Origin of the sequence: Paenibacillus doosanensis, from assembly GCF_025060755.1 — a bacterium.
Lineage (GTDB): Bacteria > Bacillota > Bacilli > Paenibacillales > NBRC-103111 > Paenibacillus_S > Paenibacillus_S doosanensis.
On the sequence record NZ_JANYUY010000017.1, the window covers coordinates 98,280 to 122,367 of the forward strand.

At 54.2% G+C, this 24,088-nt stretch carries 20 protein-coding genes; 2 read left to right on the plus strand and 18 right to left on the minus strand.

Going from position 1 to position 24,088, the window contains the following annotated elements:
* The first annotated feature begins 90 nt into the window (after window positions 1-90).
* Window positions 91-921: an AraC family transcriptional regulator gene (locus tag N0M98_RS14375; RefSeq protein ID WP_259618305.1), complete on the plus strand. Its 831-nt coding sequence runs from the start codon at window positions 91-93 to the stop codon at window positions 919-921.
* A 63-nt stretch (window positions 922-984) separates the two neighbouring features.
* Window positions 985-1,119, plus strand: coding sequence for a hypothetical protein (locus tag N0M98_RS14380; RefSeq protein WP_259618306.1), 135 nt, complete (start codon window positions 985-987; stop codon window positions 1,117-1,119).
* On the opposite strand, the gene N0M98_RS14385 is transcribed toward N0M98_RS14380, so the two are convergent.
* The 18 genes from N0M98_RS14385 to N0M98_RS14470 form a co-directional block, all read right to left on the minus strand.
* Window positions 1,116-2,873: a glycoside hydrolase family 2 protein gene (locus N0M98_RS14385; RefSeq protein ID WP_259618307.1), complete on the minus strand. Its 1,758-nt coding sequence runs from the start codon at window positions 2,871-2,873 to the stop codon at window positions 1,116-1,118. The two genes, N0M98_RS14380 and N0M98_RS14385, sit on opposite strands and share 4 nt — an antisense overlap.
* Window positions 2,874-3,035: 162 nt before the next feature.
* Entirely contained in the window at window positions 3,036-3,830 is a 795-nt protein-coding gene (locus N0M98_RS14390) for a DUF817 domain-containing protein (protein ID WP_249863380.1), read from the minus strand.
* 209 nt (window positions 3,831-4,039) lie between these two features.
* Window positions 4,040-5,278 carry an MFS transporter gene (locus N0M98_RS14395; protein ID WP_259618308.1) on the minus strand — a complete coding sequence of 413 codons (1,239 nt, stop codon included), beginning with the start codon at window positions 5,276-5,278 and terminating at the stop codon, window positions 4,040-4,042.
* 160 nt (window positions 5,279-5,438) lie between these two features.
* Entirely contained in the window at window positions 5,439-6,779 is a 1,341-nt protein-coding gene (locus N0M98_RS14400) for an ABC transporter substrate-binding protein (RefSeq protein WP_259618309.1), read from the minus strand.
* 44 nt (window positions 6,780-6,823) lie between these two features.
* Window positions 6,824-7,984, minus strand: coding sequence for an efflux RND transporter periplasmic adaptor subunit (locus N0M98_RS14405; protein WP_249863382.1), 1,161 nt, complete (start codon window positions 7,982-7,984; stop codon window positions 6,824-6,826).
* A gap of 33 nt (window positions 7,985-8,017) precedes the next feature.
* Window positions 8,018-8,911 carry a carbohydrate ABC transporter permease gene (locus N0M98_RS14410; protein WP_249863383.1) on the minus strand — a complete coding sequence of 298 codons (894 nt, stop codon included), beginning with the start codon at window positions 8,909-8,911 and terminating at the stop codon, window positions 8,018-8,020.
* Window positions 8,912-8,930: 19 nt separating this feature from the next.
* Window positions 8,931-9,803 (minus strand): carbohydrate ABC transporter permease, encoded by an 873-nt coding sequence (locus N0M98_RS14415; RefSeq protein WP_249866142.1) that lies wholly within the window; start codon window positions 9,801-9,803, stop codon window positions 8,931-8,933.
* A 149-nt stretch (window positions 9,804-9,952) separates the two neighbouring features.
* Complete coding sequence (locus N0M98_RS14420; protein WP_249863384.1) at window positions 9,953-11,059, minus strand: sensor histidine kinase; 1,107 nt, start codon at window positions 11,057-11,059, stop codon at window positions 9,953-9,955.
* Window positions 11,052-11,747: a response regulator transcription factor gene (locus N0M98_RS14425; protein WP_249863385.1), complete on the minus strand. Its 696-nt coding sequence runs from the start codon at window positions 11,745-11,747 to the stop codon at window positions 11,052-11,054. Before N0M98_RS14425 ends, N0M98_RS14420 begins: the two co-directional genes overlap by 8 nt.
* An 87-nt stretch (window positions 11,748-11,834) precedes the next feature.
* Entirely contained in the window at window positions 11,835-12,701 is an 867-nt protein-coding gene (gene vanY / locus N0M98_RS14430) for a VanY-A/VanY-F/VanY-M family D-Ala-D-Ala carboxypeptidase (protein WP_259618319.1), read from the minus strand.
* Between the two features lie 265 nt (window positions 12,702-12,966).
* Window positions 12,967-13,653, minus strand: a complete 687-nt coding sequence (locus N0M98_RS14435; RefSeq protein ID WP_259618310.1) for a TetR/AcrR family transcriptional regulator — start codon at window positions 13,651-13,653, stop codon at window positions 12,967-12,969.
* 7 nt (window positions 13,654-13,660) lie between these two features.
* The gene (locus tag N0M98_RS14440) at window positions 13,661-14,866 is read right to left on the minus strand and encodes an FAD-dependent oxidoreductase (RefSeq protein ID WP_259618320.1); all 1,206 of its coding nucleotides are present in this window, start codon (window positions 14,864-14,866) and stop codon (window positions 13,661-13,663) included.
* A gap of 235 nt (window positions 14,867-15,101) precedes the next feature.
* The gene (locus N0M98_RS14445) at window positions 15,102-16,628 is read right to left on the minus strand and encodes a sulfatase-like hydrolase/transferase (RefSeq protein WP_259618311.1); all 1,527 of its coding nucleotides are present in this window, start codon (window positions 16,626-16,628) and stop codon (window positions 15,102-15,104) included.
* A 51-nt stretch (window positions 16,629-16,679) separates the two neighbouring features.
* Window positions 16,680-17,582, minus strand: a complete 903-nt coding sequence (locus N0M98_RS14450; protein ID WP_249863388.1) for a carbohydrate ABC transporter permease — start codon at window positions 17,580-17,582, stop codon at window positions 16,680-16,682.
* Between the two features lie 11 nt (window positions 17,583-17,593).
* Complete coding sequence (locus N0M98_RS14455; RefSeq protein ID WP_249863389.1) at window positions 17,594-18,541, minus strand: ABC transporter permease; 948 nt, start codon at window positions 18,539-18,541, stop codon at window positions 17,594-17,596.
* A 14-nt stretch (window positions 18,542-18,555) separates the two neighbouring features.
* Complete coding sequence (locus tag N0M98_RS14460) at window positions 18,556-20,148, minus strand: extracellular solute-binding protein (RefSeq protein WP_259618312.1); 1,593 nt, start codon at window positions 20,146-20,148, stop codon at window positions 18,556-18,558.
* Window positions 20,149-20,259: 111 nt separating this feature from the next.
* Complete coding sequence (locus N0M98_RS14465) at window positions 20,260-21,864, minus strand: response regulator transcription factor (protein WP_259618313.1); 1,605 nt, start codon at window positions 21,862-21,864, stop codon at window positions 20,260-20,262.
* Window positions 21,839-23,590: a sensor histidine kinase gene (locus N0M98_RS14470; RefSeq protein WP_259618321.1), complete on the minus strand. Its 1,752-nt coding sequence runs from the start codon at window positions 23,588-23,590 to the stop codon at window positions 21,839-21,841. The genes N0M98_RS14465 and N0M98_RS14470 overlap by 26 nt, the downstream gene beginning before the upstream one ends.
* Between the last annotated feature and the right edge of the window lie 498 nt (window positions 23,591-24,088).

Below are 24,088 nucleotides of genomic sequence, written 5' to 3' on the forward strand. Positions count from 1 at the left end.
ATTCGTTGCAGTATGGTACAATACATTCATCGCGCATAAGAAAAAAACGGCCTTTGCAGACGATAAATTTCAGATGAAATGGTGAGAATTATGGACAAATACGGGCCTATTTATCATATTCCGTCAATCGGCGAAATCTCTCCCCCCATCAGCGTACCGTTTATCGGCATCAACTACTGCACCCCTGCTTACCGCAATGTGAGAAAAGTGGCCCAAATTACGGTCATCGGCTGCGTGCTGTCAGGCCGAGGGAAGGTTCGCGTCAATGAACAAACAAGCCGCGTGCAGCAAGGCGACGTCTTCCTCATGCGAAGCGGCTGCTTCCACGAGGTCATATCCGAAGCGACGCCGGAGGAGCCTTGGGTATTTATATGGTATAACGTTCACAGCCTGTGGGCGCTCAACGTACTGGAGGCTTACCGTCTGCTCTCGACCGTCGTTGTTCCGAATGCGTCCATGGAACCGTTATTCAGGCAAGGGATTGAATGGTCCGAGAGCAAGACGATCGAGGAGATGCAGGGAGCCATGCAGCTGCTGTTCATGCAGATCGTCATCCGGCTATCGGAAATTCAAAGCAGCCGGGGCGAGCTTCTATCCATGCTTGTACGGCAGATTAAACTGCACCTGGATAACCAGATACTGCAGCCGTTTCATACGGAGCAGCTCGTCAAGGAGCTCGGCATGTCGGCCAAGCATTTGAACCGTGTGTTCAAAAAAGAGCTGGGCACGACCATTTATCATTATGTGCTGACCAAAAAAATGGAGTCGGCCAAGCTGATGCTGATCGAGACGAATTTAACGGTCAACGAGATTTCCGAGCAATTGGGCTATTCGGATGCCCATTATTTCTCCAATCTGTTCAAACAAAAAAACGGCGTGCGCCCTACCGCCTTCCGCAGCCGGTTCAGCGAACACCGATAAGAAAAGCTCGTGATTGAAGCGGTTTCACGATGGATTAACCCCTGCGCGAGGAGGCGGCTTTTCATGCGATGGGTACCGCAAGAAAGCCTTCCTGCAAGCGCGGTGAACAACGAACGACCCGCCGGCGGCCAACAGAGATTTCCGCTCGCTGTTGTCGCTCCTATCGACTCGCCGGCCGCCTGTTCGCTGTTCTTTTAATCGTTCGGCCCCTCCGCTTGCTCAATAGCCGCCGGCTTCATATTGATTCTGCGAATCGCTTCCCTTGGAAACTTCAGCTTGCGGTCGTATGTATATAAGCCGTTCACCTCTTGCTCTACGTCATACAGCTGGGTATAGCACAAGCCGCTAATATGCGGGTTGTCTAATATTACCGTCATCAGCCCCTCGTACCGGGCGAGAAACTCCTCTTCGCTCTTCGGACGGTCGCCGTATCCCCAGCCTTCTTCGTGAGATTGGGCAGGGTCCCACCAGATGCCTCCATATTCCGCCACCTGATAAGGCTGTCCCTCGTACTTTTGCCGTTTCGGATGCCGCACGTACACTTCGCCGCCGTTTTTCATCGTCTCCAATCGAGCGGCAAACGATTCGGGATCTTGATCGTAATCATGCAGACTGAACAGATCCGTCTTCACATGAAAATGTCCGCTCGTATCCTTCACCGGACGGGTCGGATCGACGCTCTTGCTCACCTCGTAAGTGATGCGCAGCACTTCGTTGTCCTGCTTCGTGCCGTCGCGGTCCCAGGTTTCGTTGAAGGGGCACCAGCCGACGATGGACGGATGATTGAAGTCGCGCTCCATCCCTTCGAGCCATTCCGGCAAAAAGCTGCTTAGCCCTGCCGGCGTTGTAATGTCTAGCCCCCAGTTGGCGTGCTCCGCCCAAACCAGATAGCCGAGCTTGTCGGCCCAATACAAGAAGCGGGGCTCGAACATTTTCTCATGCAGCCGCGCTCCGTTGAACCCCAGATCCATCGCAAGCTCGATGTCCCGGCGGAGCGCCTCGTCGGTCGGCGCCGTATAAATCCCGTCCGGATAAAAGCCCTGATCCAGCACGAGACGCTGAAATACGGTCCGTCCGTTAATCAATACCGCTTTATCGGTCAGCGTAATCTCCCGCATGCCGAAATAACTGGTTACTCGATCGATCGCACGGCCATCCTCTTCCAGCGTAAAACAGAGATCGTACAGCCTGCCCTGCCCCGGCTCCCACAGATGCACCTCGTCCAGCGCTACTTGCGTGTGAAGCTGATGGCTGCTAATTTGCGCCGTACGGCTGCCTGCGAGCTTTCCGTCGTAATACGCGTCGATTCGCAGCGACAGCCCCTTTCGGAAGCTTCCCTTCAAGCGGATCGCCAAATTGGCCTGACCGTTGGCAGGGTCGGTTACGATTCGATACGAGTCGAGACGGAAATCCGGAACGCATTCCAGCCATACGGTTTGCCAAATGCCGGTAGTCCGCGTGTAGTAACAATTATATGAATGATACTTCCCGCTTTGCTTGCCTCCCGGCTGCCTTCCCGTTCGCACATCGTCCTCCGCGCATACGGTCACGACGTTATCGCCTTCTTCTCGAACCAGCTTCGTAATATCGAGCTGAAACGAGCTGTACCCGCCGCGGTGCGTACCCGCCGATTCGCCGTTAACCCATACTTCCGTTTCGTAATCGACGGCGCCGAAATGCAAAAGAACGCGCTTGCCCGACCAGTCCTTAGGCAGCGTAAAGGTCCTCCGGTACCAGACGGCAGGCATGAAATCGGTATATCCTATACCCGATAACGGGCTTTCCGGGCAGAAAGGGACCAGGATCGACTGCTGCAGCCGATCCGCCCGGTGAAGGTCGCGTCCTCTGCCTGTTCGTCCAAAGTCCATCTCAAACTCCCATGATCCGTTCAAATTGATCCATTCCTCGCGAACGAACTGCGGGCGCGGGTATTCAGGTCTTGGAATGAGCATTGCGTTACTTCCTTTCGAATAGGTATTGTTCGATCCAAGGCTTACCATGTAATAGTAATCCTTTCCGCAGGAAGCCGTAAATACAATTAACGGATCAAAAAGTGAGGAATAAGGACAACGCGTTCGCATCTTCGCCGCCTCACGATCACCAAGACAAGCAAGCTAGATGAAGCTGCTGAACCATGAATCCTTTGCAGCCCGGCGAGCTTTCACATATTTGAGCTGGGCCACGATGATGACGCTAATAATGACGAGCAGGAACCACGAGCTGATTTTGCCGAAACTAACGATATGCCATGTTTGGTATTGATCGGGATATTTCCAAGCCCCGAGAAACGTGGCCACATTTTCAGCCAGCCAGATGAAAAAACCGACAATGAGAAAAGCGAGCGTTAAAGGCATTCGATAAGCGATCGTCCGCACCCGATAGATGATCCATGTTTTCCGGAAAACGATAAATACAAGCGCCGTCAGCCACCAGCGAAAATCCGGCATAACATGATGCGTGAAAAAATTGAAGTAAATGGCTCCGCCCAACAGCATCGACGGCATGAACCCGGGCCAGCCCGTCATGTCCATCCGCAGCCTCCGCCATACCTGGCACATAAAGCTGGCTACGCTTGCGTACATAAATCCGCTGTAGAGCGGGACGCCGAGCAGCTTCGTATACGCAGGCTCCGGATACGACCACGAGCCCATCCGCACCTTGAATATTTCCAGCGCCAACCCGATGAAGTGAAATACGCAGATCACTTTGATTTCATCGCCTGTCTCTAATCCGCTGCGGTACATGAAGAACTGCACTCCAAGCAGTATAAGTAAAATGGCATCGTAACGATGTATGAACGGGATCTGCACGACGCTAGTAATTGCCAAGGTACCGAAGATAGCGACGGGAAATAGGCAGCTCATCGCCTGATGATAGCCGAAATGCAGCAGTTGAATGATCGGTTTCAATTGGATGGATCTCCCTCCAAGGCGCTCCGTGTTGTACCTCGGTTGTGATAAGCGCCTTATCTTTTACTAAGAATATAGGCGCGCCCGCCTTGGAAAAAGAGCAAATAAAGCATGGAAACTTTCCTGTTTTTGCCCGCCCGCCGAATGCAATGAGAACGAGGCCGCCGGCTTTATGCCGACAGCCTCGAAATAGCTCGCCGTCCCGCAGTCTAAATGATTTCTTTGCGCTTAAGCAAATAGCGGAATAAAATCATCCCGCTGACCGCGCATAACGCAGCGCACAAGCCGATGACGCCGTATCCGGCCTGGAGCCCGCGGAGCAGCCCCGTTTGCGATTCTGCGCCGAAAAGCCGTTTGACGGCTTCGATGACGCCCCCGATCACGTAATTGCCGATCACGCTGCCTAATCCCATAAGGGTCACCGTAAAAGTAATGGCCGTATCGCTGCCCTTCGGATATCTTCTGGCTATGAAAGCCATAACCGTCGGATAGATCATGGCAATGCCTGCGCCGGATGCCGCGAACAGAAAGGCGAAAGGTTCTCCGCCCCAAACGGCGGCAAACGTACAGACGGCCGAAAATCCCGAGAACAGGATCAGCGATAAGATAAACCCGATTTTATCGGTTAACGGTCCCAGCAGCAGCCGCGCCAGCGCAAAGCATAAGAAAAAGGCGGACAGCATCCCCGAAGCGGCAACCGTATCCCAGCCGTAAGCTTTCTCCAGAAAGTTCACGAGCCATCCTCCGACGGCCATCTCCGATACGACGCCGAACGACAAAATAAAGACCATGAACCATAGCACCGGATCTTTGAGCAAAGCTTGCAAAGGCACGCGTTCTTCATGATGAATGTCGTCCCCGGGGAACGTGCTGAACCATGCGGAAATCATCGGCAGCACGGACAACAGCAGCATAACGAGATACATGCCGCGCCAGTCCAACGCATGGCCGTAGACCGTAACCTCCATCAGTCCCGTGGCGATCAGCGGGGCGACCGTCGAGCTGAGGCCGTAGAAGCCATGGGACAAATTCATCATCGTCCCTGTGTTTTTCACAAAAATGCGCGCGCCGAGAATGGCCAGGCCGATCTCCAGCATGCCGTTTCCGATGTACATCAGGAAGTAAGAAGCCGAGAACATAGGATAATAGCGCGAGCAAAAAATAAATACGCCCGAGACGGCCATCACCGCAAATGCCGTCACCGTTACCGGCTTAATGCCCCATTTTCTGGTTAAATAAGCCGTAAAGGAGCAGGCGATCAAATAGCCGAGGGCGTTAAGGGATAATAAGGTGCCCAGCTGCGATTCGTTCAGCATAAAATCGAATTGTATGCGCGGAATGGCCGGTCCTTTAATATTTTCCGAAAACCCGAAGATGACGAATCCTAAAAAAATCGTAACCAGCTGCAAAGCGTAAATCTTATTGAATGTTCCCGTACGCTTCCCCACTCTGTGCTTTCTCCTATTCGTTATCTTTTTTTCGACCCCTATCGTCCAACATACTGCCCCTTAGCGTGTAAGTCAATACGATCGTTCGGCTGCCCACCTCGTTAAGCGCCCCAAAAAGGCTGCCGCTTTAAGCCGCGACAGCCTGAGGCAATCTGGAGTCTTATTCGTTCAAATAGGTGGTCGTCCGGTTCTGGATCAGCTTGGCCACGTCCTCTGCGGACTTTTGACCGGCGAAGAACGCTTCGGATTCCTCATAGATAATGGACAGCACCTTCACATCCATCTCCGAGTAACGACCGGCCGTATTCAGAAACTGTTTGAATCGGGCGAAGTAGTCGTCCGGCACCTTGACCGTTTGACCCGTGGAGAGCTTATACGACCCGTTCCGGACTTGCTTCTGCATCTCGCCGAGCCTCTTCTCGTTCACCGATTTAAGCAGCGCAAATCCCTCCCTGTCGGGAAGCGACTGCGCTTCCTCGGACAGCAAAAAGGCGATGACCTCCCATGCTTCCTCTTTGACCGGGGAGTTGGCTTGTATCGCCAGCTCACTGAAGGGAATGATACGGATTCCGCCGGATGAGCCTTCCGGATGCGGCTTTTGGAGAAGCCGGGGATTCGTAAAGACGCGGTAAGGCTCATTGATGATGTCGTCCGGGGACATAAACCGCGCGGAGTAAAATAGCTGCTTCCCGTTGTCGATCGGCTCGGAAGTCATCATTTTCTCGTCGTATAATTGTTTGATTTGCCGCAGCAATGCCGTGAACGCGGGAGAATCGAAGCTCGCTTTCCGGGAGGCGCGGTCAATGAATTCTCCGTAGCTGTCCGCTACCCATTCTTGCAGAATAACTTCCGGCGGGTCATCCGCCAAGGCATAGCGGCGGTCCTTGCCGCTCCCCGTCTTCTGCACAAGCTTGCGGGCTGTATCTTCAAATTCCTTCCAGCTCCAGCCGGCATCATCGATCTTCACGTCCGGCTTGTTCAGCACGTTTCCATCCCCAACGAACGCTCTTAGCATGAAACCGCCCGGTATCGTATATAAGCCTCCGTTCATTTTCAACGCATCCAAAATATTCGTTTGCAGATCGCTCTTATTGAGCGATGGATCCTGCTCCAGCATGTCGTTCAAGTTCAGAAGCAGCTTTTTATTCGCATACGCGCCGACGGGCAGGTCCGTCATTTCGAGCAGATCGGCGCCGTTTCCCGAGAGTACGGCCGTGTTCGTCGCCTTTGCATATTTTTCCATATCGCCTCCGCCCCATTTCTCGCCCGGCGGCTTAAAGCTATGGATTTGCAGTTCGATGTCCGGATGCTTTTCGTTGAACTTCTTCGCCGCCGCTTCGTAGTAAGCCGTCTGTTCTTTGACAGATAAGGCGACGATCGTCTTGCCGTCCTTCGATTTCGGCTTCTCCCGGCCAACGGTTTCTCTGCCGCCTCCTGCTTGGCATGCGGTCGCCGCAGTCAGCAGCAGGCAGATGAATACAAGCTCCAGTCGTTTTCTCATCGCAACATTTCCCCTTTTCTATTCAACGTTTAGTTTGTGCTTCCTCACTGCAGCCGTACCCGGTTGCCGTCCTGAAGAGGCTCGCTGCTTTCCACAATAATCTGCTCGTTTCGGCTCACGCCATCCTCCGCAATCAACGTTTCGATTCCATTCGTTTCCAATGGGCGAATCGGAATCTTTCGCGCGATAAACACATTGCCCCAAGCTCCTTTTCTTTCTTCCACCGTATAAATAAACGGGTCTGCGCGGTCTTGGCGGATAGCCCCGTTAGCCAGCTTGATGCCTTCCCGGCCGGATCGTTTGACGATCTTGACATGCGCCTGCTCACCTCCTTTCAGCCCGGGAGCGGATACGTTCACACGCACCGTTTTCTGCGCGACCGCTGTGCTCTTGCCGCCTGCCCCGCTTGACGGGCTGTCCGCCCGCGGTTCCGCATCCGCCAGCTCGGCAACGACCCCGTCCATAATATCGGCCTGCCGGTCCGCGGCCGCCGTTACTTCGACTTGGATGCTGTCTTCCGGAGCCAGTCCCAGATTGGATAGCAAGAGCGCATCGGCTGCAAACTCGAACCGGTAGCCCCGGCTTTCGTTCGACAGCACGATATCCGGCTCTCCCGCGGAGGCTAAGCCTGCGACCGCATTCACTCTCGTCACGATCCCGTCGAACGGAGCGGTCAGCTCCTTTTGGCTGGCCAGCATATCGGTCCATTGCTTGATTTTGCGTTCCTGCACGCTCAGATCGATGACGCCTTTCTCCAGATCGCGGCTTGCGCTCCGCCGCTTCGCCTCATCCCCCTCCTGAGCCGCCGCGATGAAGCGTTCCCGCGTCGTCTGCAGATCGATCTTTTGTTTTTCCCGCTGCGCCGTTTCATCCTCCAGCTCCCGTTCGGCGGCAGAGCTGTCATAGGCGATCAGCAGCTGTCCCTGCTTCACGCGCTCCCCCTCCTTCACATGAACGGCCGCAGCCTTCCAGCCGGCAGAGTTCGTTAACGGAACTTGAACCGCCGGTTTCAATATCCCGCTTCCCTCCAGCGTATAGGTAAGACTCCCCGGAATCGGCGTTTCCGTTCTTACTTTCGGCAAAGCCAGCGACTGCAGCGTATTGCCGAATAACGTGAGCAGCGCCAGCAGCCCCATAAACAGGCCGAAAGCCGTTCGGACGATTCTTCTGCGGCTGCTTGCTTCAGCCTCTTCGTACGGTCCCATTTCCCCGTCCTCCGCCTCCTGTATGTATTTGCATTATCCTTTGATCCCGGATAGCTGAATGCCTTCGATGAAGTACGTTTCCGCATAGAAGAACAGCAGCACCATCGGGGTCATGTACAGCATCGACGCGGCGAAAGCGATCCCCCGTTCTCCTTCGTTCGCCTGCGATAAATAAACGGACAACGGCTGCTTGAGAGGATCGCTCAGAAAAATAAGCGGCTGCTCCACCATATTCCAATAATCCGCGAACAGCAGCACGGCGAGCGCGGCCACACCCGGCTTGATCATCGGCATCATAATCGAGCGGAAAATCCTCAGGTGCCCGGCTCCGTCCATCTTGGCCGCTTCGATATAGGAGTAAGGAATATGCAGCGCGAATTGCCGGAGCATAAATACCCCGAATGCGGCGAAAATCCCGGGCCCTATGATCGCGGACGGACTGTTCAACAGCCCCAGCTTGCCGGCCATGATATAATTGGGTACCAGTGTCACTTGGAACGGCATGAGCATCGTCAAGACATACAAGAGAAACAATGAGTCCCGCCCGCGAAAGTGCAGCTTGGCGAAGGCGTAGGAAGCGAGCGCGCCGACGAGCGTCTGTCCTGCGACGATCGGCAGCGCCATCCCTACGGAGTTCCAGAACATTCGCAGATAGCCTGCGTTCAGAACCAGTACGCTCGCATACTGCTCCGGCGTCACTCTGTCCGGCAGCAGCTTCATATTCACGAAACGGCTCGTACCGCCTGCGGAGGCGTCGCTCATCTTGCCGATCCAGCCGTAATTGATCCCGATTTCCTTCTCGCTCATGAGCGAATTGGTAAAAGTAATGATAACGGGCATAAGCATCGCCGCCGCGATGACGGCCAAGATGAACGTAATCGCCATCTTTTGCCCTATTCCCGAACGTCCTCGTCCTGTACGCTGCATAGACTTTCCTTCCCCTCGGTTAATCGATAAACTGCCGGAACCGGCGTTCGAGCGCGAACAGCCCGAGCGTCAGCAGCAGCATGCAGCCCGCCATTAACGCCGCGGCCGCGGTCAATTTCTGAATATCCATGGACATGAACATATTGTTCATGTAATGCTGCAGCATATAGATGCTGTCATGCGGGTAATCGCCCGCGATCAAATACGCTTCGCGAAACACTTTAAACGAATTTATGATGGACATGATGACGACCAGAAACATCGTCGGCGTCACATACACGAGCGTAATGCTGCGAAACTGCCGGAAGCGGCCGGCCCCTTCCATACGCGCCGTTTCGTAATAGTCCTTCGGAATTTGCTGCAGTCCCGCCAAAAAAATAATCATGTTATAGCCGATGTTCTTCCACAAGGAGACCGCGGCTATCGCATAACGGGCCGTGTCGGTTTTCATCCAATCCACACGGGCGATTCCCAGATGGCCCAGCCATGCGTTCAGCGAGCCGTTCCAATCGAGCAGCATTTGCCAGACGAACACAACCGAGGCTACAGGAACGACCAGCGGGAGCACATAAGCCGTCCTCAGCCCGTTTCGGGCGAACAAATCCCGGTTCATCAGCAGCGCCAAGCCCAGAGACAGCCCCACCATGGGCGGAACGCTAATCATAGTAAAATAAAACGTATTGGATGCCGCTTTCCGAAAGGAGCCGCTTATCAGCAGCTCGCGGTAGTTTTCCAAACCGACGAACCGGTTCGAAGCCGCACCGTTTATGAAGGAGTCATAGACGGCCATCGCAAACGGAATCAGGTAAAACAGCGCAAACCCGATCCCGCTCGGCGCAAGAAACAAGAGAGCCGCCGCCGCATCGCTTCGGAGTCGCCGCTTCGCAATCATCGAATCATCCCCGCTTTCTGTTTCGTCATGTTCGTCAGGCAAGAAATGAAAACAAAAAAACCTACTTCCTTTTCCCAGTTTTTTCTGCCCTTGATGGATAGGGTAACGAAAACTGTTTAAAAAGAAGTAGGATAAACTTAAAATTTTTCTTAATTGTCGGACGGCAGGATTCGCGGAAGACGAACTTCAAATATGGTGCGCTGCTTGCTGCTTTCGGCTGCCACCGTTCCGTCGTGCTGCGTCACTATGTTCTTCGTAATGAACAGCCCGAGACCGGTGCCGCCCTCTAGATGAGAGCGCGCCTTGTCGCCGGTATAGAACATATCGAAAATATGCGGCAGCTCCTCCGGCGGAATAGGGCTGCCGTAATTGACCACTTGAACGACGGCCGCCTCCGCGTCCGGATGCGCGTTCATATCGATAAACCGGCCGTCTCTTCCGTAACGGACGGCGTTGGTCAGCAAATTCTCAAAGACGCGGGCCAACAAATCTCCGTCGCCCGCCACAAGCAAGCCCGGAGCCACGTTCAGCCGGGTCTCGAGCCGATGCTTCTCGAAGATCGGGTACAGCTCCTCGTTCAATTGGATCAGCAGCTCGCTGAGATCGATCGTTTTTTTCTCGAAGGCCAGCATGCCGTAATTCATTCTTGTAATTTCGAACAGCTCGTCGACCAGCTTCTCCAGCCGCTGCGACTTTTGAAATGCAATCACCGCATACTGCCTGACCTGCTCACGGGTCAACTGCTCGTCGTTCAGAATAAAATCGAGGTAGCCTATCACGGAAGTGAGCGGAGTGCGCAGATCGTGAGCCAAATTCAAGACTAGCCGGTCCTTGCTTGTTTCCGCGAAGTCGCCTCTTTCCACGGCTTGCTGCAATTTCTCGCTGGCCAGATTGATGTCCGTCGCAATGTCCTCGAACTCGTCCCCGGACGGAATATGCACCCGCTGTTGAAAGTCGCCGCTTGCGAGATGACGAATACCGCTCGAAATTTCATTAAAATACATGGCGTAGGGCTTGGTCAAAAAAAAGAAAAACAAGGTCGCGAGCGGGACAAAAAACAGTAAGAAAAAGTTAATATCCCCGACCTTATTTATAAACAGACGCACATACGCAAGCGGCTCTTCGAATTTGACAAACGTGTGGTAATAAAGCTGAAGCACCTTATAGAACAAAAAAGTAATGAGGCCCGAAAACAGCATGCTCAGCCCCAATAATACGAGCATTTTGGAACGGAAGCTTCGTACCATGCTAGCCATTGAACGTATACCCCACCCCCCATACGGTTTTGATCAGCTTCTGCTTGCGTTCGTCTTCCTCCAGCTTTTTTCGCAGCTTCCGGATATGCACCATAACCGTATTGCCGCCTTCGTAGTAGTCTTCGCCCCACACCTGCTGAAAAATATTTTCCGCGCTGAACACCTTCTTCGGATAGCTGGCGAGCAAATACAAAATGTCAAATTCTTTGGGCGTCAGCTCCACCGGCTCGCCGTATAAGGTAACCGTGCGCTGGTCGGGGAAAATCGCCAGCCCGCCCGCTTCCAGCACGGGCTTGGCGTCGGACGACAACTGATTCAGCAGCATGGAACGCCTCAGCTGCGCGTTCACGCGGGCGATCAGCTCCATCGGATTGAAAGGCTTGGTCATATAATCGTCCGCACCCTTCACCAGCCCCGCGATTTTATCGAAATCGGACGTCTTGGCGCTCAAGAAAATGATCGGCATGGGGCTCTGTTCCCGAATTTGCCGCGTCACTTCATATCCATCCGCTCTGGGCATCATAATATCCAGAATCGCTAAGTCGACGGAATTCGTCTGCACGGCCTTCAGCGCTTCCTGCCCGTCCGACGCTTTAATGACATGATAACCCTCTTTGGTCAAATGCAGGCCGATCAGATCGGCAATTTCCTTCTCGTCATCCGCAACTAAAATCGTGATACGTTTCATATGTACCCATCCCTTGCATGAAGTTAACCATTCTATTGTACAAAATTTTGACGTCCGTTAACACATTTGGCGATTCATTCCAAGCTGTCAAGGAAATACGGTGACGATGACGCCGTCCGTGTTGTTCCCCGACAGCTCGTAGCGGCGGCCCGCCGGAACCTGAATCGATGCGTTTCGGGACACCGGATAGTAAGAAACTTCATACCGCTTCCCCTCTACCGTCGCCGTAATCGTCTTCTGCGTTTTCAGATAGTCCAAATATTGTTCCAGCGTAAACTGCTTCTCCTGCATAATCGCACTGTGCGGCAACCCGACATAGCGAAAATGCCACGGCTCGTACTGGATGCCCGTAATCTCCGTTTTATCCTTCGGATAACGCAGAATAAACCCGTAAGCCCAGGCATGTTGCGCCAGCCACTTTCCTTCGGGAGCGCGATTCATCTCCATCTGGCTCGACCCGATATCCAGCGACAAGCCCAAGTTATGCTCGCTGTAGCCTGCGGGCAGTGCGTAATCGGCTCCCATTTCCCGGTAAAGCTCGTCTTGTTCTTTCTTATCCCGGTAGCCGCTGCTGATCAAGAAATGGGTCACCCCGTCTTTGGCGGCCGCATCGATCATCGACTCAAACCGCTGCGCCACGCTTTGCGACAAACGGATCGTGTTGTCGAGTAAGCCGTACCCTTGCACCAGTTCTTTGTGCTGTGACAGCTTCACGATATCGGATTGAACGCCTTCTTGATGCACCGGATAATCTTTATTGACCAAGATGAGATTTCCTTGGTAGATTTGTTTGCTTTCCACTTTGATCGTCCGGCCGTTCTTCGGAGAAATTCCCTGCCCGGTCTGAACGTCCGCCTGCTTCTGTTTATCGCCGGCGACGATCGGTTTCAGCTGATAAGCTCCGTAACTTATTAGTCCAAAGATGACGATCCATGCCCACAACCACTTCTTCATCATGATTCCTCCCTGCCTGTTATACAGATAGGATAAGGAAATTCATTTAACAAAAAGCAGGGCAAAGATAAACTTTTTCTTAACTTATAAAAAGAGTGGTGATTGGTTCGTGTCCTGCGGTCGATAGAAGTCTCCACTCGCTGTTGTAAGGCGAACGCTGACGCTTCTCCAGATTGCCCTCGCTTAGCGAAGACTGCTTTTTCGCCGGGCTCTACAACACGCAAACGAGGCTGCCCCGTTAAGAACAGCCCCTTTTGCGTCCAACCTATTCATTGTGCCGGAGAATCCCCTGCACAATCGACTCGAACCCCCAGCGGAAACGTTCCTTGCCGCCGTCGGGGCCGTCTCCGCCGGACAGCATCTCTTCCTTAAGACTCGCCAGCAGCGGATATCGCTGCGGGTCGATGGAACGGTACGAAGCGGCCAACAGGTTCAAGGTCGTCCCTTTGCGGTCGCGCGAAGATTGCTCGAAGGCCACGGACGAGGCGTACAGCAGCAGCAAATCCACTCCCCACGCCGCAGCCGCGGCGCGGATGCCGCCTTCGTACAGTCTTTGCAAAATGTACTCCGTCAATTCGAGCGAACGCGGGCCGACAGGAATCGTCGTCAGCGCGAGCTCGGCGAGGCCGGGCGCTTCGTACAGTACCTTCAAATAGGCATATACGGCATCGAACAGACGGGCTTTCCAGTCCCCCTCGCCCGGGTCGGGCCGCTCGATGGCGGCGAGTCCCGCGTCGAGAACGTAAGCGCATAGCTCCTCCAGGTTGGCTACATAGACGTATAACGAGGAAGGTCCCGTATCGAGCGCCTTGGCTACTTTGCGCATGCTCAGACCTGCGGGTCCTTCGTTCTTCAATAAAATCAGGGCCGTATTCACGATAATTTCCCGGCTTAACGGCTCCTTGGCCGGCCTTGACCGGCGGCTGACAATGTTTCGGTTTGAAGTATCCATAAGTCACTTATAGCATGTCCGCACCCGTTTGTAAATCTTCGGAGGAAGCGGTATGTTCATAATAATGGTCGAACAGCTCTTTCAGCTTTTGCGCGGCATTGTCCGCGAAAATAAGCTCCAAATTATCGGCCGATTCTTTTGCCGAACGGGACGAATATGCGAACATCTTCGCCTCGTAAGCGGCCGTCGCCAGGTTTACATCCTTGTGCTCGACGATGGCTAGCGCCAGCTCCGCTGCGTCCAGCATCGCCAGATTGACCCCTTCGCCGGCGAAGGGAGACATCAGATGCGCGGCGTCTCCGATCAGCGTCGCGCCGGGCTTATGCGGCCACTGCAAGCCGACCGGCAGCATATAAATCCGTCTCGGGAGCACCGTGCTGCCGGCATAGCGGATGTAATTTTTCAGCGAGTCGTCCCAGTCTTCGAAATAGCCCAGAAGCTGCCGCTTCGCTTCCTCCGGCCGGTCGAACGGGATGCCGCATGTATCGAGCCAGCCTCGATCCGTCTTGAAGGCGAGATACACCTTAATCCGCCCGTCTCCGTTCAGCTGGGCCAGAATCGCTTGGCCGCCGGACAAAGCGAACAGCTTGCCCCGCGCGTTCAATGCGGCGAGATCGGGATGAGCGGCGGCCGCATTCTCCACGTTCAGCTCGATGAAGCTGATGCCGGCATACTCGGCCTTGGCCTCCGTCAGCAGCGGACGCACCCGCGAGAAGGCTCCGTCGGCGCCGACGACGAGATCCGCGACGTCCGTAAGGCCGTTCTCGAAGCGGAGCTCATATCGTCCGTCCGTTAACGGCGCCGCATCCGTCAGCTTGCAGCCGTAGCGGATGCGGCCGGGGTCCAGCGCATGAAGCAGAAGATCGCACAGTTCGCCGCGGTCGATCTCGGGCCGGCTTCCCTGCTCGTCTTCCTCCGCCCTTTCATCCATATAGAGCGTTCCCGATTTGTCCAATAGCCGGAAATCCTCTCCTTCAAACCGGGCGACCGCCAAAAACGGGTCGAGCAGACCCGCTTCGCGGAGCGCGATTTGCCCGGAATCCTCATGAATGTCCAGCGATCCTCCTCTCTCCCGATTCGTATCGCTCGCTTCGCGTTCGTAGACGATAGACGGAATGCCGTGACGCTGAAGTATTAAAGCCAAGGTCAGTCCCCCTGGGCCTCCCCCGATAATAGCGATGCGCGGTTGTTGTTTATGTGAAACGAATGTCATCATGATCAGCTCCTTTATGATTCGTTATACTGCAGCTTTTGCTGACCTCATTATACGACAACGAACACCGTTCGTAAAGAACGGTGTTCGTCATTTTTTCTTCCAGCGGCGCGATGAACAAACACCGGCTGCTTGTTCATCGCATGTTCGCGCATTCAATCGCTGAAGCTGCTGTTTTTCGTTTCTTTATCTATCTTTTACAGCTTACGAATGGATCATTCCCCGGCTTCCCATACTATGAACAATGATATTTTTCGCGCATCGATTGCATGGAGATTTTGACGGTATGGTTTAACGGCAGCCGGTCTTCCTTGTCCATCGTCCATTGCAGCAGCTTGCGCTCCATATCCGTGCGGACCCCGGCGCAGGCGGGATCGTCGAACCGGTTGTCCAGCTCATGCGGGTCCTGCTTCAAATCGTAGAGCTCGCCCTCCCCGTTGGCATAAACGCACAGCTTCCAATCGTTCGTGCGAATGGCCTTGCCTTTGCCGATCCACGCGTCCGCATACGCGCACCAGACAAAATACCGTTCGTCCAGCGGATGCTCCGGACGCAGCGTAATATCCGACACTTTCACCGGCGTTCCGTGCTCCCCGCTCTCTATGACGACAAACTCCCGCGGAATGTACGACGGATCGCCTTGCAGAAACGGCGCGACGCTTCTTCCTTGGCAGCCCGGTGGGACCGGCGCGCCGGCCAGCTCAAGCAGCGTCGGCATGATGTCGATCAGCTCGACGGGATGCGCCGTCCGCTTCGGGCCCGAATAGCCGGGCACGGACATAATTAGCGGCACATGATTAAAGGAATCGTAAAAAAAGTTATGCTTCTGGATAACGCCATGCGCTCCCATCGAGTCTCCGTGGTCGGAGGTGAACATAATTACGGTATTGTCCGTCAGCCCCAGCTCATCCATTTTGGCGAATATTTTCGCCAATATATCGTCGATAAAGCGAATCATGCCGTAGTGAATCGCGCGAATGCGCCGGATCAGCGCTTCGTCCGCCGTATCCATAGCATCCATCAAGTGAGCGACCTTCACCCGCTCCGGTTTGCCCTCCAGCGTATCGACGGGAGGCATCGGCACGTCCGCCGGATCGATCATGCTCGCATACGGCTCCGGCGTTTGATAAGGCGTGTGCGGGTCCGGAAACGACAGCCACGTGAAGAACGGCTTCGATTCGTCGCGCACGTTCTCCAAATAATCGAGCATCGTTTCTCCGAGCAGAAACGTGCCGCATTTCTCCGCCGGAGCCGGATTGATGCCATGGCCGAGCGGACTGCTCCAGCAATGCTTCACAGCCCATTCATGCGCCGCTCTGGCGCCGGGGTCGTCGCGGTAGCCGTCCACCATATGGCCGTGATCCGCAAGCCGGACATAATCGAATACCTCGCGCAGCGTGCTCGGCTGCTCCGGAACGCCTCCCGGATAATACGACTCGGCTTGATTCATGAAAGCATGATTTTTGCCGATAATCGCCGTCTGATAACCGCATCGCTTCAGCACCTGCGGCAGCGTCGTTTCGGCGGGATTGATCAGCATATGGTTAGCGTGAAGGTTTAAGGTCGAGCAATAGCGGCCGGTAAACATGGAGGAGCGCGACGGCGAGCAAGCCGGATAGTTGCAGAACGCCTGCTCGAATACAACGCCCCGCTGCGCCAGCGCCTCCAGCGCCGGAGTGGCGAGCGCCGGATTGCCGTACAAGCTCAGCGTCTCGGCCGTCTGCTGATCGGTTTGAATCAATAATAGATTAGGTTTATTCATCCCCGTATTCCCTTCCCTTTATGAATTTGAGAGGCGGTCTCTTCCTGATAGCTAGCCTTTGATCGAGCCGATCATAACCCCTTGCACGAAATATTTTTGCACGAAAGGATACAGGAGCAGAACCGGAAGGCTGGAAATAATAATAACCGAATACTTGATGCTTTCAGCCATCATAACCCGCTCGGTCATCCCCGCTCCGTCCAGTCCCATATTTTCCGACTGATTGAGAATGAGAATTTCGCGCAAAATCAGCTGAAGCGGGAACAGCTCCCGGTCTTTTAAGTAGATCATCGCATTGAAATAGGCGTTCCAGTGGCCTACGCCGTAAAACAGCACCATCACCGCGATAATCGGCATGGACAGCGGGAGCACGATCGTAAAGAGCAGCCGGAAATTGGACGCCCCGTCCATCCAGGCCGATTCCTGCAGCTCGAACGGCACTCCGTTCTGAAAAAATGTCCGCATAACGATAAGGTTATAGGTCGAAATCGCGCCGGGGACAATCAGCGCCCAGATCGTATTGATCATACCGAGCGACTTGATCAAGAGGTAAGTCGGAATCAGCCCCCCGCTGAAAAACATCGTGATCGTGATCAGGAACATCAGCGTCTTGCGTCCCGGCAAATCTCTCTGCGAAAGCGGATACGCCGCCAAAATCGTCAGCACGATGTTAATGAACGTCCCGGCGAGCGTATAAATTAACGTATTGCGGTAACCGCTCCAGATCGATTCGTTCTCGAATACGTGCAGATAGGCGTCAAAGGTGAGCCCCTGCGGAAGCAGCCAAATCTTTCCTTCGATCACGCGAACCGGATCGCTGAAGGATGCGCTGACGACAAATAAGAGCGGATACAGCACAATCAATAGCACAATGACGGCCAAGAGGCAGACGATCGTATCGAAGAGCTTGTCGTCCCGGGAGCGGACCGCTTTGGAATCATGAAGCGTCATCATCGTATCACCACCTACCACAAGCTGGTTTCTGTTTTTTTGCGCGCCCACGTGTTGACGGCAAGCAGCAGCGCGAAATCGATCACGGAATTGAACAGTCCCGCCGCCGCCGTGTAGCTGAACTGGCCTTGCTGAATCCCGTTTTTATACACGAACGTTGCCAAAATTTCGCCTTTGCTCGCATTCACGGGATTTTGCATCAGCAGCGCTTTCTCAAAGCCGACATCCATCAAATGTCCGATTTGCAAAATAAACATAATAATAATCGTCGGCAATAGCCCCGGCAGCGAAATGTTCATAAGCCGCTGCAGCCGCGTAGCCCCGTCCATTTTGGCCGCTTCGTACAAGGTCGGATCGATGCCGCTTAGCGCCGCCAAGTAAATGATCGAGCCCCATCCCATATGCTGCCACACATCGGAGGAGACGAATACCGTTTGGAACCATTCCGCTTTGCGCATGAACGGCACCGGATCGGCGCCGAACAGAGCGAGCAGCTGATTCACCTTGCCGGTGTCGGCATCCAGAAACACGTTCAGCATGCCGACGATTACGACCAAGGATAAGAAGTGAGGAATATACGTCGCGTTCTGAACCCACTTCTTCAGCCGCAGAAAGCGGATTTCATAAATCAGCAAAGCAAGCAGAATGGGTAACGGGAAGCCTACCAATAGCGAGTAGACGCTCAGCGAAAGGGTGTTCCACAGCAGCTCCCAGAAATACGACGATTCGAAAAACCGTTCGAAATGCTTGAGTCCCGCCCAGGGGCTGGCCATCATCCCGCGGCTTGCGGAAAAATCCTTAAAGGCGATCTGAATGCCGTACATTGGAACGTATTTAAACACAATGTACCAGATGACGGGGATGGACAGCATAATGTAAAATTCGTACTTGGCGTGCACTCGTTTCCATAGACGGCGGCGAGCCGTGCCCGCCGCCGTCGACATGATGACCTGCGATTTCATGAACAATCACGCTCCTAAGACTTATTCATGGCATCGAAGGCTTTTTGGTATGCCTGTTCCAGCTGATCGATTTTCATTTTTTTCAGCGTCGCCGTATATTCGTCCCATTTGTCAAAGCTCATTTCGCCTAAAATAAATTTGATGGCCGACTCCTGGACGAATTTATCGAGATCGGCTTTGATCGGCACAATCGTGTCGGTCGCCTCTTGATCGAAGATCGGAGCGCCGTACATCATTTTGGACGTGAACGGCTCGGAAACGGCGGATACTTCCTTCGTTCTCTCGCTTAACACGATATCGTCGACAATGATCGTAGGGAAACCGCCGCCCGGAACCAGATTGACCTGCCCCAAAGCGGCCATCATGCCGCGGGGATCGTTCTTGATGCTGTCGGCGAGCACGGGCTTGCCGCTTTGCATCGAATAAGTCTGCCCTTCCACCCCGTAGTTGAAAAAGCGGCTTCCCTCTTCGCTATAGAAGTAATCGACCCAGCGGATCGCCGCTTCCGGATTTTTGTTGACATTGGTAATAGCGAAGGTGCCGATCGGCGATGCCAGCGGGCTGCCCGTGCTGAGCATTTGGTCGCCGTGCGGCCCTTTGACGGGAGCCATGCCGGCAAATTGATTTTCGACCTTGGTGAACGGGTCGGATGCGTAAATAAAGAACATGCCGTACAACGCTTGCGACAAGTTGCTGCGCCATTTCGGCAGGTCCTGCGAATAAAAGTCCGCATACAGCAGCTTTTCGGCATACAGCTTATTCAGAAACATCAGAAGCTCCTTGTATCTGTCGTCGCCGACCCACAGCTTGACTTTGCCGCCGTCGATATTGGCGTTCGTTCCGAGCTGATGATCCAAGCCGAACGAGCCTGCGAAGGTGGTGAATACCATCCCCGGATCGCGAAGTCCGAGCGGAATCTCGTCCTTCTTGCCGTTGCCGTTAGGGTCCTGGTCGCGGAAGGCGCGCAGCACCGTGAGCAGCTCGTCGATATTCGTAGGCTCTTTCAAATTCAGCTTCGTCAGCCAGTCTTGATTGATCCAGATTTTATCTCCCCGGCCTGCCGCCTGAAGGCGCAGCACCGGCAGCGAGTAAATATGCCCGTCGGTCGCCGTAACCGATTTTTTGGCTTCGGGGTATTGGTCGAACAGCTTTTTCAAGTTGGGCGCGTATTTATCGATCAGCCCTTCCAAGGGGATCAGCATTTGCTCCTGCATCCCGTATTTGGAAATGTCGGTATTGCTTAGATCCGCCCTCAGGAAGACGTCGGGCAATTCATTGGACGCGAACAACAGGTTTCGTTTCTCTGCGCAGCCTTGCGTCGGCGTCTCTTCATACACCATTTTGATGCCGCTTTTCTTCTCGTACTCCTTCAGCACCAATACATCTTTCCATGCCGCTTGGTTCGGGTCCTTGCAGCCGAACACCCGCATCGACACCTCGGAGTTGACGATCGGGAATCCGCTCGCGTTCAATACGGAACCGGCATCGCCTCCGGCGGCGGACGGCTGCTTCGCAGCGCCTTGATCCCCCGACGAGCATCCGGCCAGCAGTGAGGAAAATGCCACGACGGCCATAAACGAAGTTGACAGCGTTTTCATTCGATTCATATCCATTTCAGCCCCTTTTTCTTTTTGTTTTCCGAACTGAAATTATTATAAAATGCGCAACGCCGCGGCATCGTATCATATTTTTATAATAAACATCAAATTATTGCAATACTACTTCCCGTACTTGCCCGCATAGACGTGAGGCGTCTCTCCGATATGCTCCTTGAACACTTTAATAAAATAGCTGTAGCTGTTAAAGCCGACCAAATGATAAATTTCCTTCACGGAGCAGGCTCTCGTGCGAATGAGCTGGGCGCTTCTGTCGATCCGGTACGCCGTCAAATACTCGGTGAAGGTCATTCCATGCTCTTCCTTAAACAGCCTGCTGAGGTAAGACGGCGTTATACCCAACTGCTCCGCCGTTTCCTCCAGCGTAATCCCTTGTCTATAGTTTTGCTGGATTCTCCGAATGGCCTGGGCGACATACCGGGAATATCGGGCTGAGGTTTGGACTGCGCTCAGAGCTTCGGCCAGCTTGGCGAACAAGGCTTGGTACGTACTCTCCAGCTCCGCCCCATCCTTGGGGTCCGCAGGACCGCCGCTCAGCTCCCGGACGATCCACTCCGATTCGATTCCGGCTTTTTGCGCAATCTTGACCGCCAGATGCATCAGCTCCGCCCCGGCGCGCGCAATCCCGCGGGGATACGCCGCCCTGTCCGCGTCGCAAGCTTGGGCGACATCCCGCACGATTCGCGACAGCTCCTCGGCGTCGCAAGCTTCCGCGGCCGCGAGCAGCTCTTTCTCCTGGCTTATCGTCACATACGAGACGACAGCCCGTTCCGCTCGCTCCGCCTTCGGCGTATGCCCCTGCAGCTCGTCCAGCTTGCCCTGGAGCCGGACATATTGCGCCGAGATGGCCGCAAGGGTGCGGAATATCCCCGTCTGCACAAACAGCACGGAGCAATTAAAATACAGCTCAAGCGATTTTTTCAAGCGTGCTTTCTTGCCTTCGACCTGCTGCTGGATTTCATTCTCGCTGCGCCCATGCTCCATAGATAACAGGACGCCGAACGTGCCTCTCTCCAAATAAACCGCGCAGCCCGCGTCGGCTATAATCTGCAGCGTCATATCGGTAACCGAACGGATGAATAGGGTCAGCTCCTGCTCGTTCATTCGCATATGCAGCTCCTCGAAATTCATCAGCTTCATGAGCAGCAGCACATGCCGCTGGCTGTCCCTTCCGTAAGGCAGGTCCCGGAAATGCTCGACATACTTGCTCTCGTCGGCCGCGCCGGCGCCGATTAACAACTCCTTCAAATAGCTTTGATTGACGGCGGGCACCGCCGCTTCCCATTTGAGCCGCTCCCGCTCGCGGTCGGTTTGCTGCTTAAGCTCGACCCGCACCTTCTCTTTCACCTTGCTTAAAACCTGGACGAGCGTCTCCGGAGACAGCCGGTGCTTGAGCAAATAATCGACGGCGCCGAAATGCAGCGACCCCCGAACGTATTCATACGAATCATAGCTGCTGAGGGCAATCATCCGCAGCTCCGGGCAGCGTTCGGATAATTGCCGGATCAGCTCCACGCCGTCCATTCCCGGCATATTCATATCGACGATAGCCAGATGCGGGGCCGTGTCCCGGACAAGCTCCAGCGCTTCGGCGCCGTCTCCCGCTTCGCCGCATAGCGTAAAGCCGAACTGCTCCCAATCGATAAGCGACCTTAAATGATTTCGAACGAGCAGCTCGTCGTCAACCGCTATAACTTTCAACAACATCGCTACGCACCTTCCTTACTTGGGGAATCGTAATTTCCACGGTCGTAAAAGCTCCCGCCTGACTGTACACGGTAAGTCCGTAAGGCTCTCCGAAGGCCAGCTGCAGCCGTTCCCGTATGTTGCTTAATCCTATGCCTCCGGCCGAATCGGATTCCGCCCGCGCGGCGTTGGTGCTTATCGCCTGAAGCAGCTCCGGCTGCATGCCGATCCCGTCGTCCGTAACGCTCAGCTTCAGCAGCTTCGATGCGTCGCAATAAATCCGGATCGATACGGTGCCTTCCCGGTCCAGAGCGCCAAGGCCGTGGTTCATCGCATTTTCGACGATAGGCTGCACGATCAGCTTCGGGATGAGGCAATCCAGCGCCTCCTCCTCCGCGTTGATATTGACGGCGATCCGGTCCAAAAACTTGTACCGCTGGATTCGCACATAATGCTCCACCTGCTTCAGCTCCTCGCGAACGGGGATCATCTCCCGCTTCGGATCGATGGCGAACCGCATCAGCTCAATGAGCGATCCGGAAATTTCCTCGATATTGGGGGCGTGCTGGATGCGGGCCAAATATTTGATCGTGTTCAGCGTATTGTACAGGAAATGAGGCTTGATCTGCGCCTGCAGCGCCCTGTATTCCGCTTCGCGCCGCTGCCGCTCTTGCGTCTTGACCGTATGCAGCAGCTCCTGCAAATGATCCATCATCGAGACGAACATTTCGCTGAGCTGCCCGATTTCGTCCTCGTTCCTGATTCGCGGCCGCGCATTCATATGCCCTTCGCGGACGAGCTTCATGGCGCTGTGCAGCCGCTTAATATTTTTGGCGATTTGCCGGGAAAGCACATGGGAAATAAGCAGCACGGCGATCAGCACGGCAATGGCCAGGGTAAGCGTTTGAAGCTTAATGCCGTTCACCTCGCTAAGCAGCACGCGAAGCGGGACCATGACGATCGTCGACCAGCCGGTATATTGCGATCGGGTTTGCACGGCCAGATACGACTGGCCTTCCATATCGATCTTGCTGCTCTTCCATTCGCCGGGCACGGCTCCGGCCAATAAGGCCAGCGTCTCCTTATCCTGAAGCTGCGTATGAATTCGCTCGGATCTGGAATCGTAGATAATGTTTCCGCTTTCATCAATGACCGAGACGACCGTTTCTGACAACGGTTCAATATCGTATACCTGCTTGAACAGATTCGGATCGAAATGGACGATGCACAGTCCGATCATCTCCCCGCCGGACAGGACGGGACGAACAAGCAGAATCCTTCCGTTCCCCGACGGATCGTACAGCAGATGCCGTTTGTTCTCGCGAATATGGGGGTCCTCCCATAACGAGGCTGTGAATTCGGAGTTTCCGATCCGGTTCCCCGTATAGAACACGGTGTCGTCGCGGCCGATGACGGTGATCTGCTGCACGTAATTTTTGAAGGCGATCATCGAGCCGAGAAACTCCTCCACTTCTTTCTTCTCCTGAAACCATTCGATCGTCGGAGCTTCTTTGCGGCTGAGCAGGCTTTGGTGAATCACATCGCGGATAACGATCGCCTTGGCGATGTTATCGACTTCCTCGACCATCGATTGCAGGTTGCCGTTGACCCCCTGAATCCTGTCGGAAATATAGGACGTCGCGTTGCGTTCAATGACTTTAGCCGAATAGTAATAAGAACTGTACGCAATGGGAATGATGGCGAGAAGCACGACCCATCCGAACGCGGAGAACATTTTTCCTTGCATGGTCTTCACGGAACAACCCCCTGTGAGAATCGGCTGGCAAATTCAAAAAAACAAATCTCTATGCATAATAATATCCGTTAACGCTTTCCTTTTGTCCAGCGTTTTTACCGTTATTCCCCCTTATCCCATTGTTCTTACCGGTATCGGGCAGGGGATTGGCCGGTTTGCTTCTTGAACATTCTGCTGAACACCAAGGGGCGGCTATCAAGAACAAATCCCTCAAAAGTGACGTGATGCTCTGAAGCTTATTCCGTCCGCATCCAGCTTCAGCTGGATCGGCGTCTAACCAATCCACCGGGATCGTTCTATGGGTAGACATTCCTTTCGGGGGAGACCCCGGATTTCCACAGGATATGGCTGCGCATCATTTCCCTAGAGTAAAGGGCAGAGAAATCTGCCCCTCCTCATCAAACCGTACGTGAGGTTTTCCCTCATACGGCTTTCCGATGTTCGTCATTCATGTGCATGCAGATTACAAGAGCGTTTTAAGTCCATATT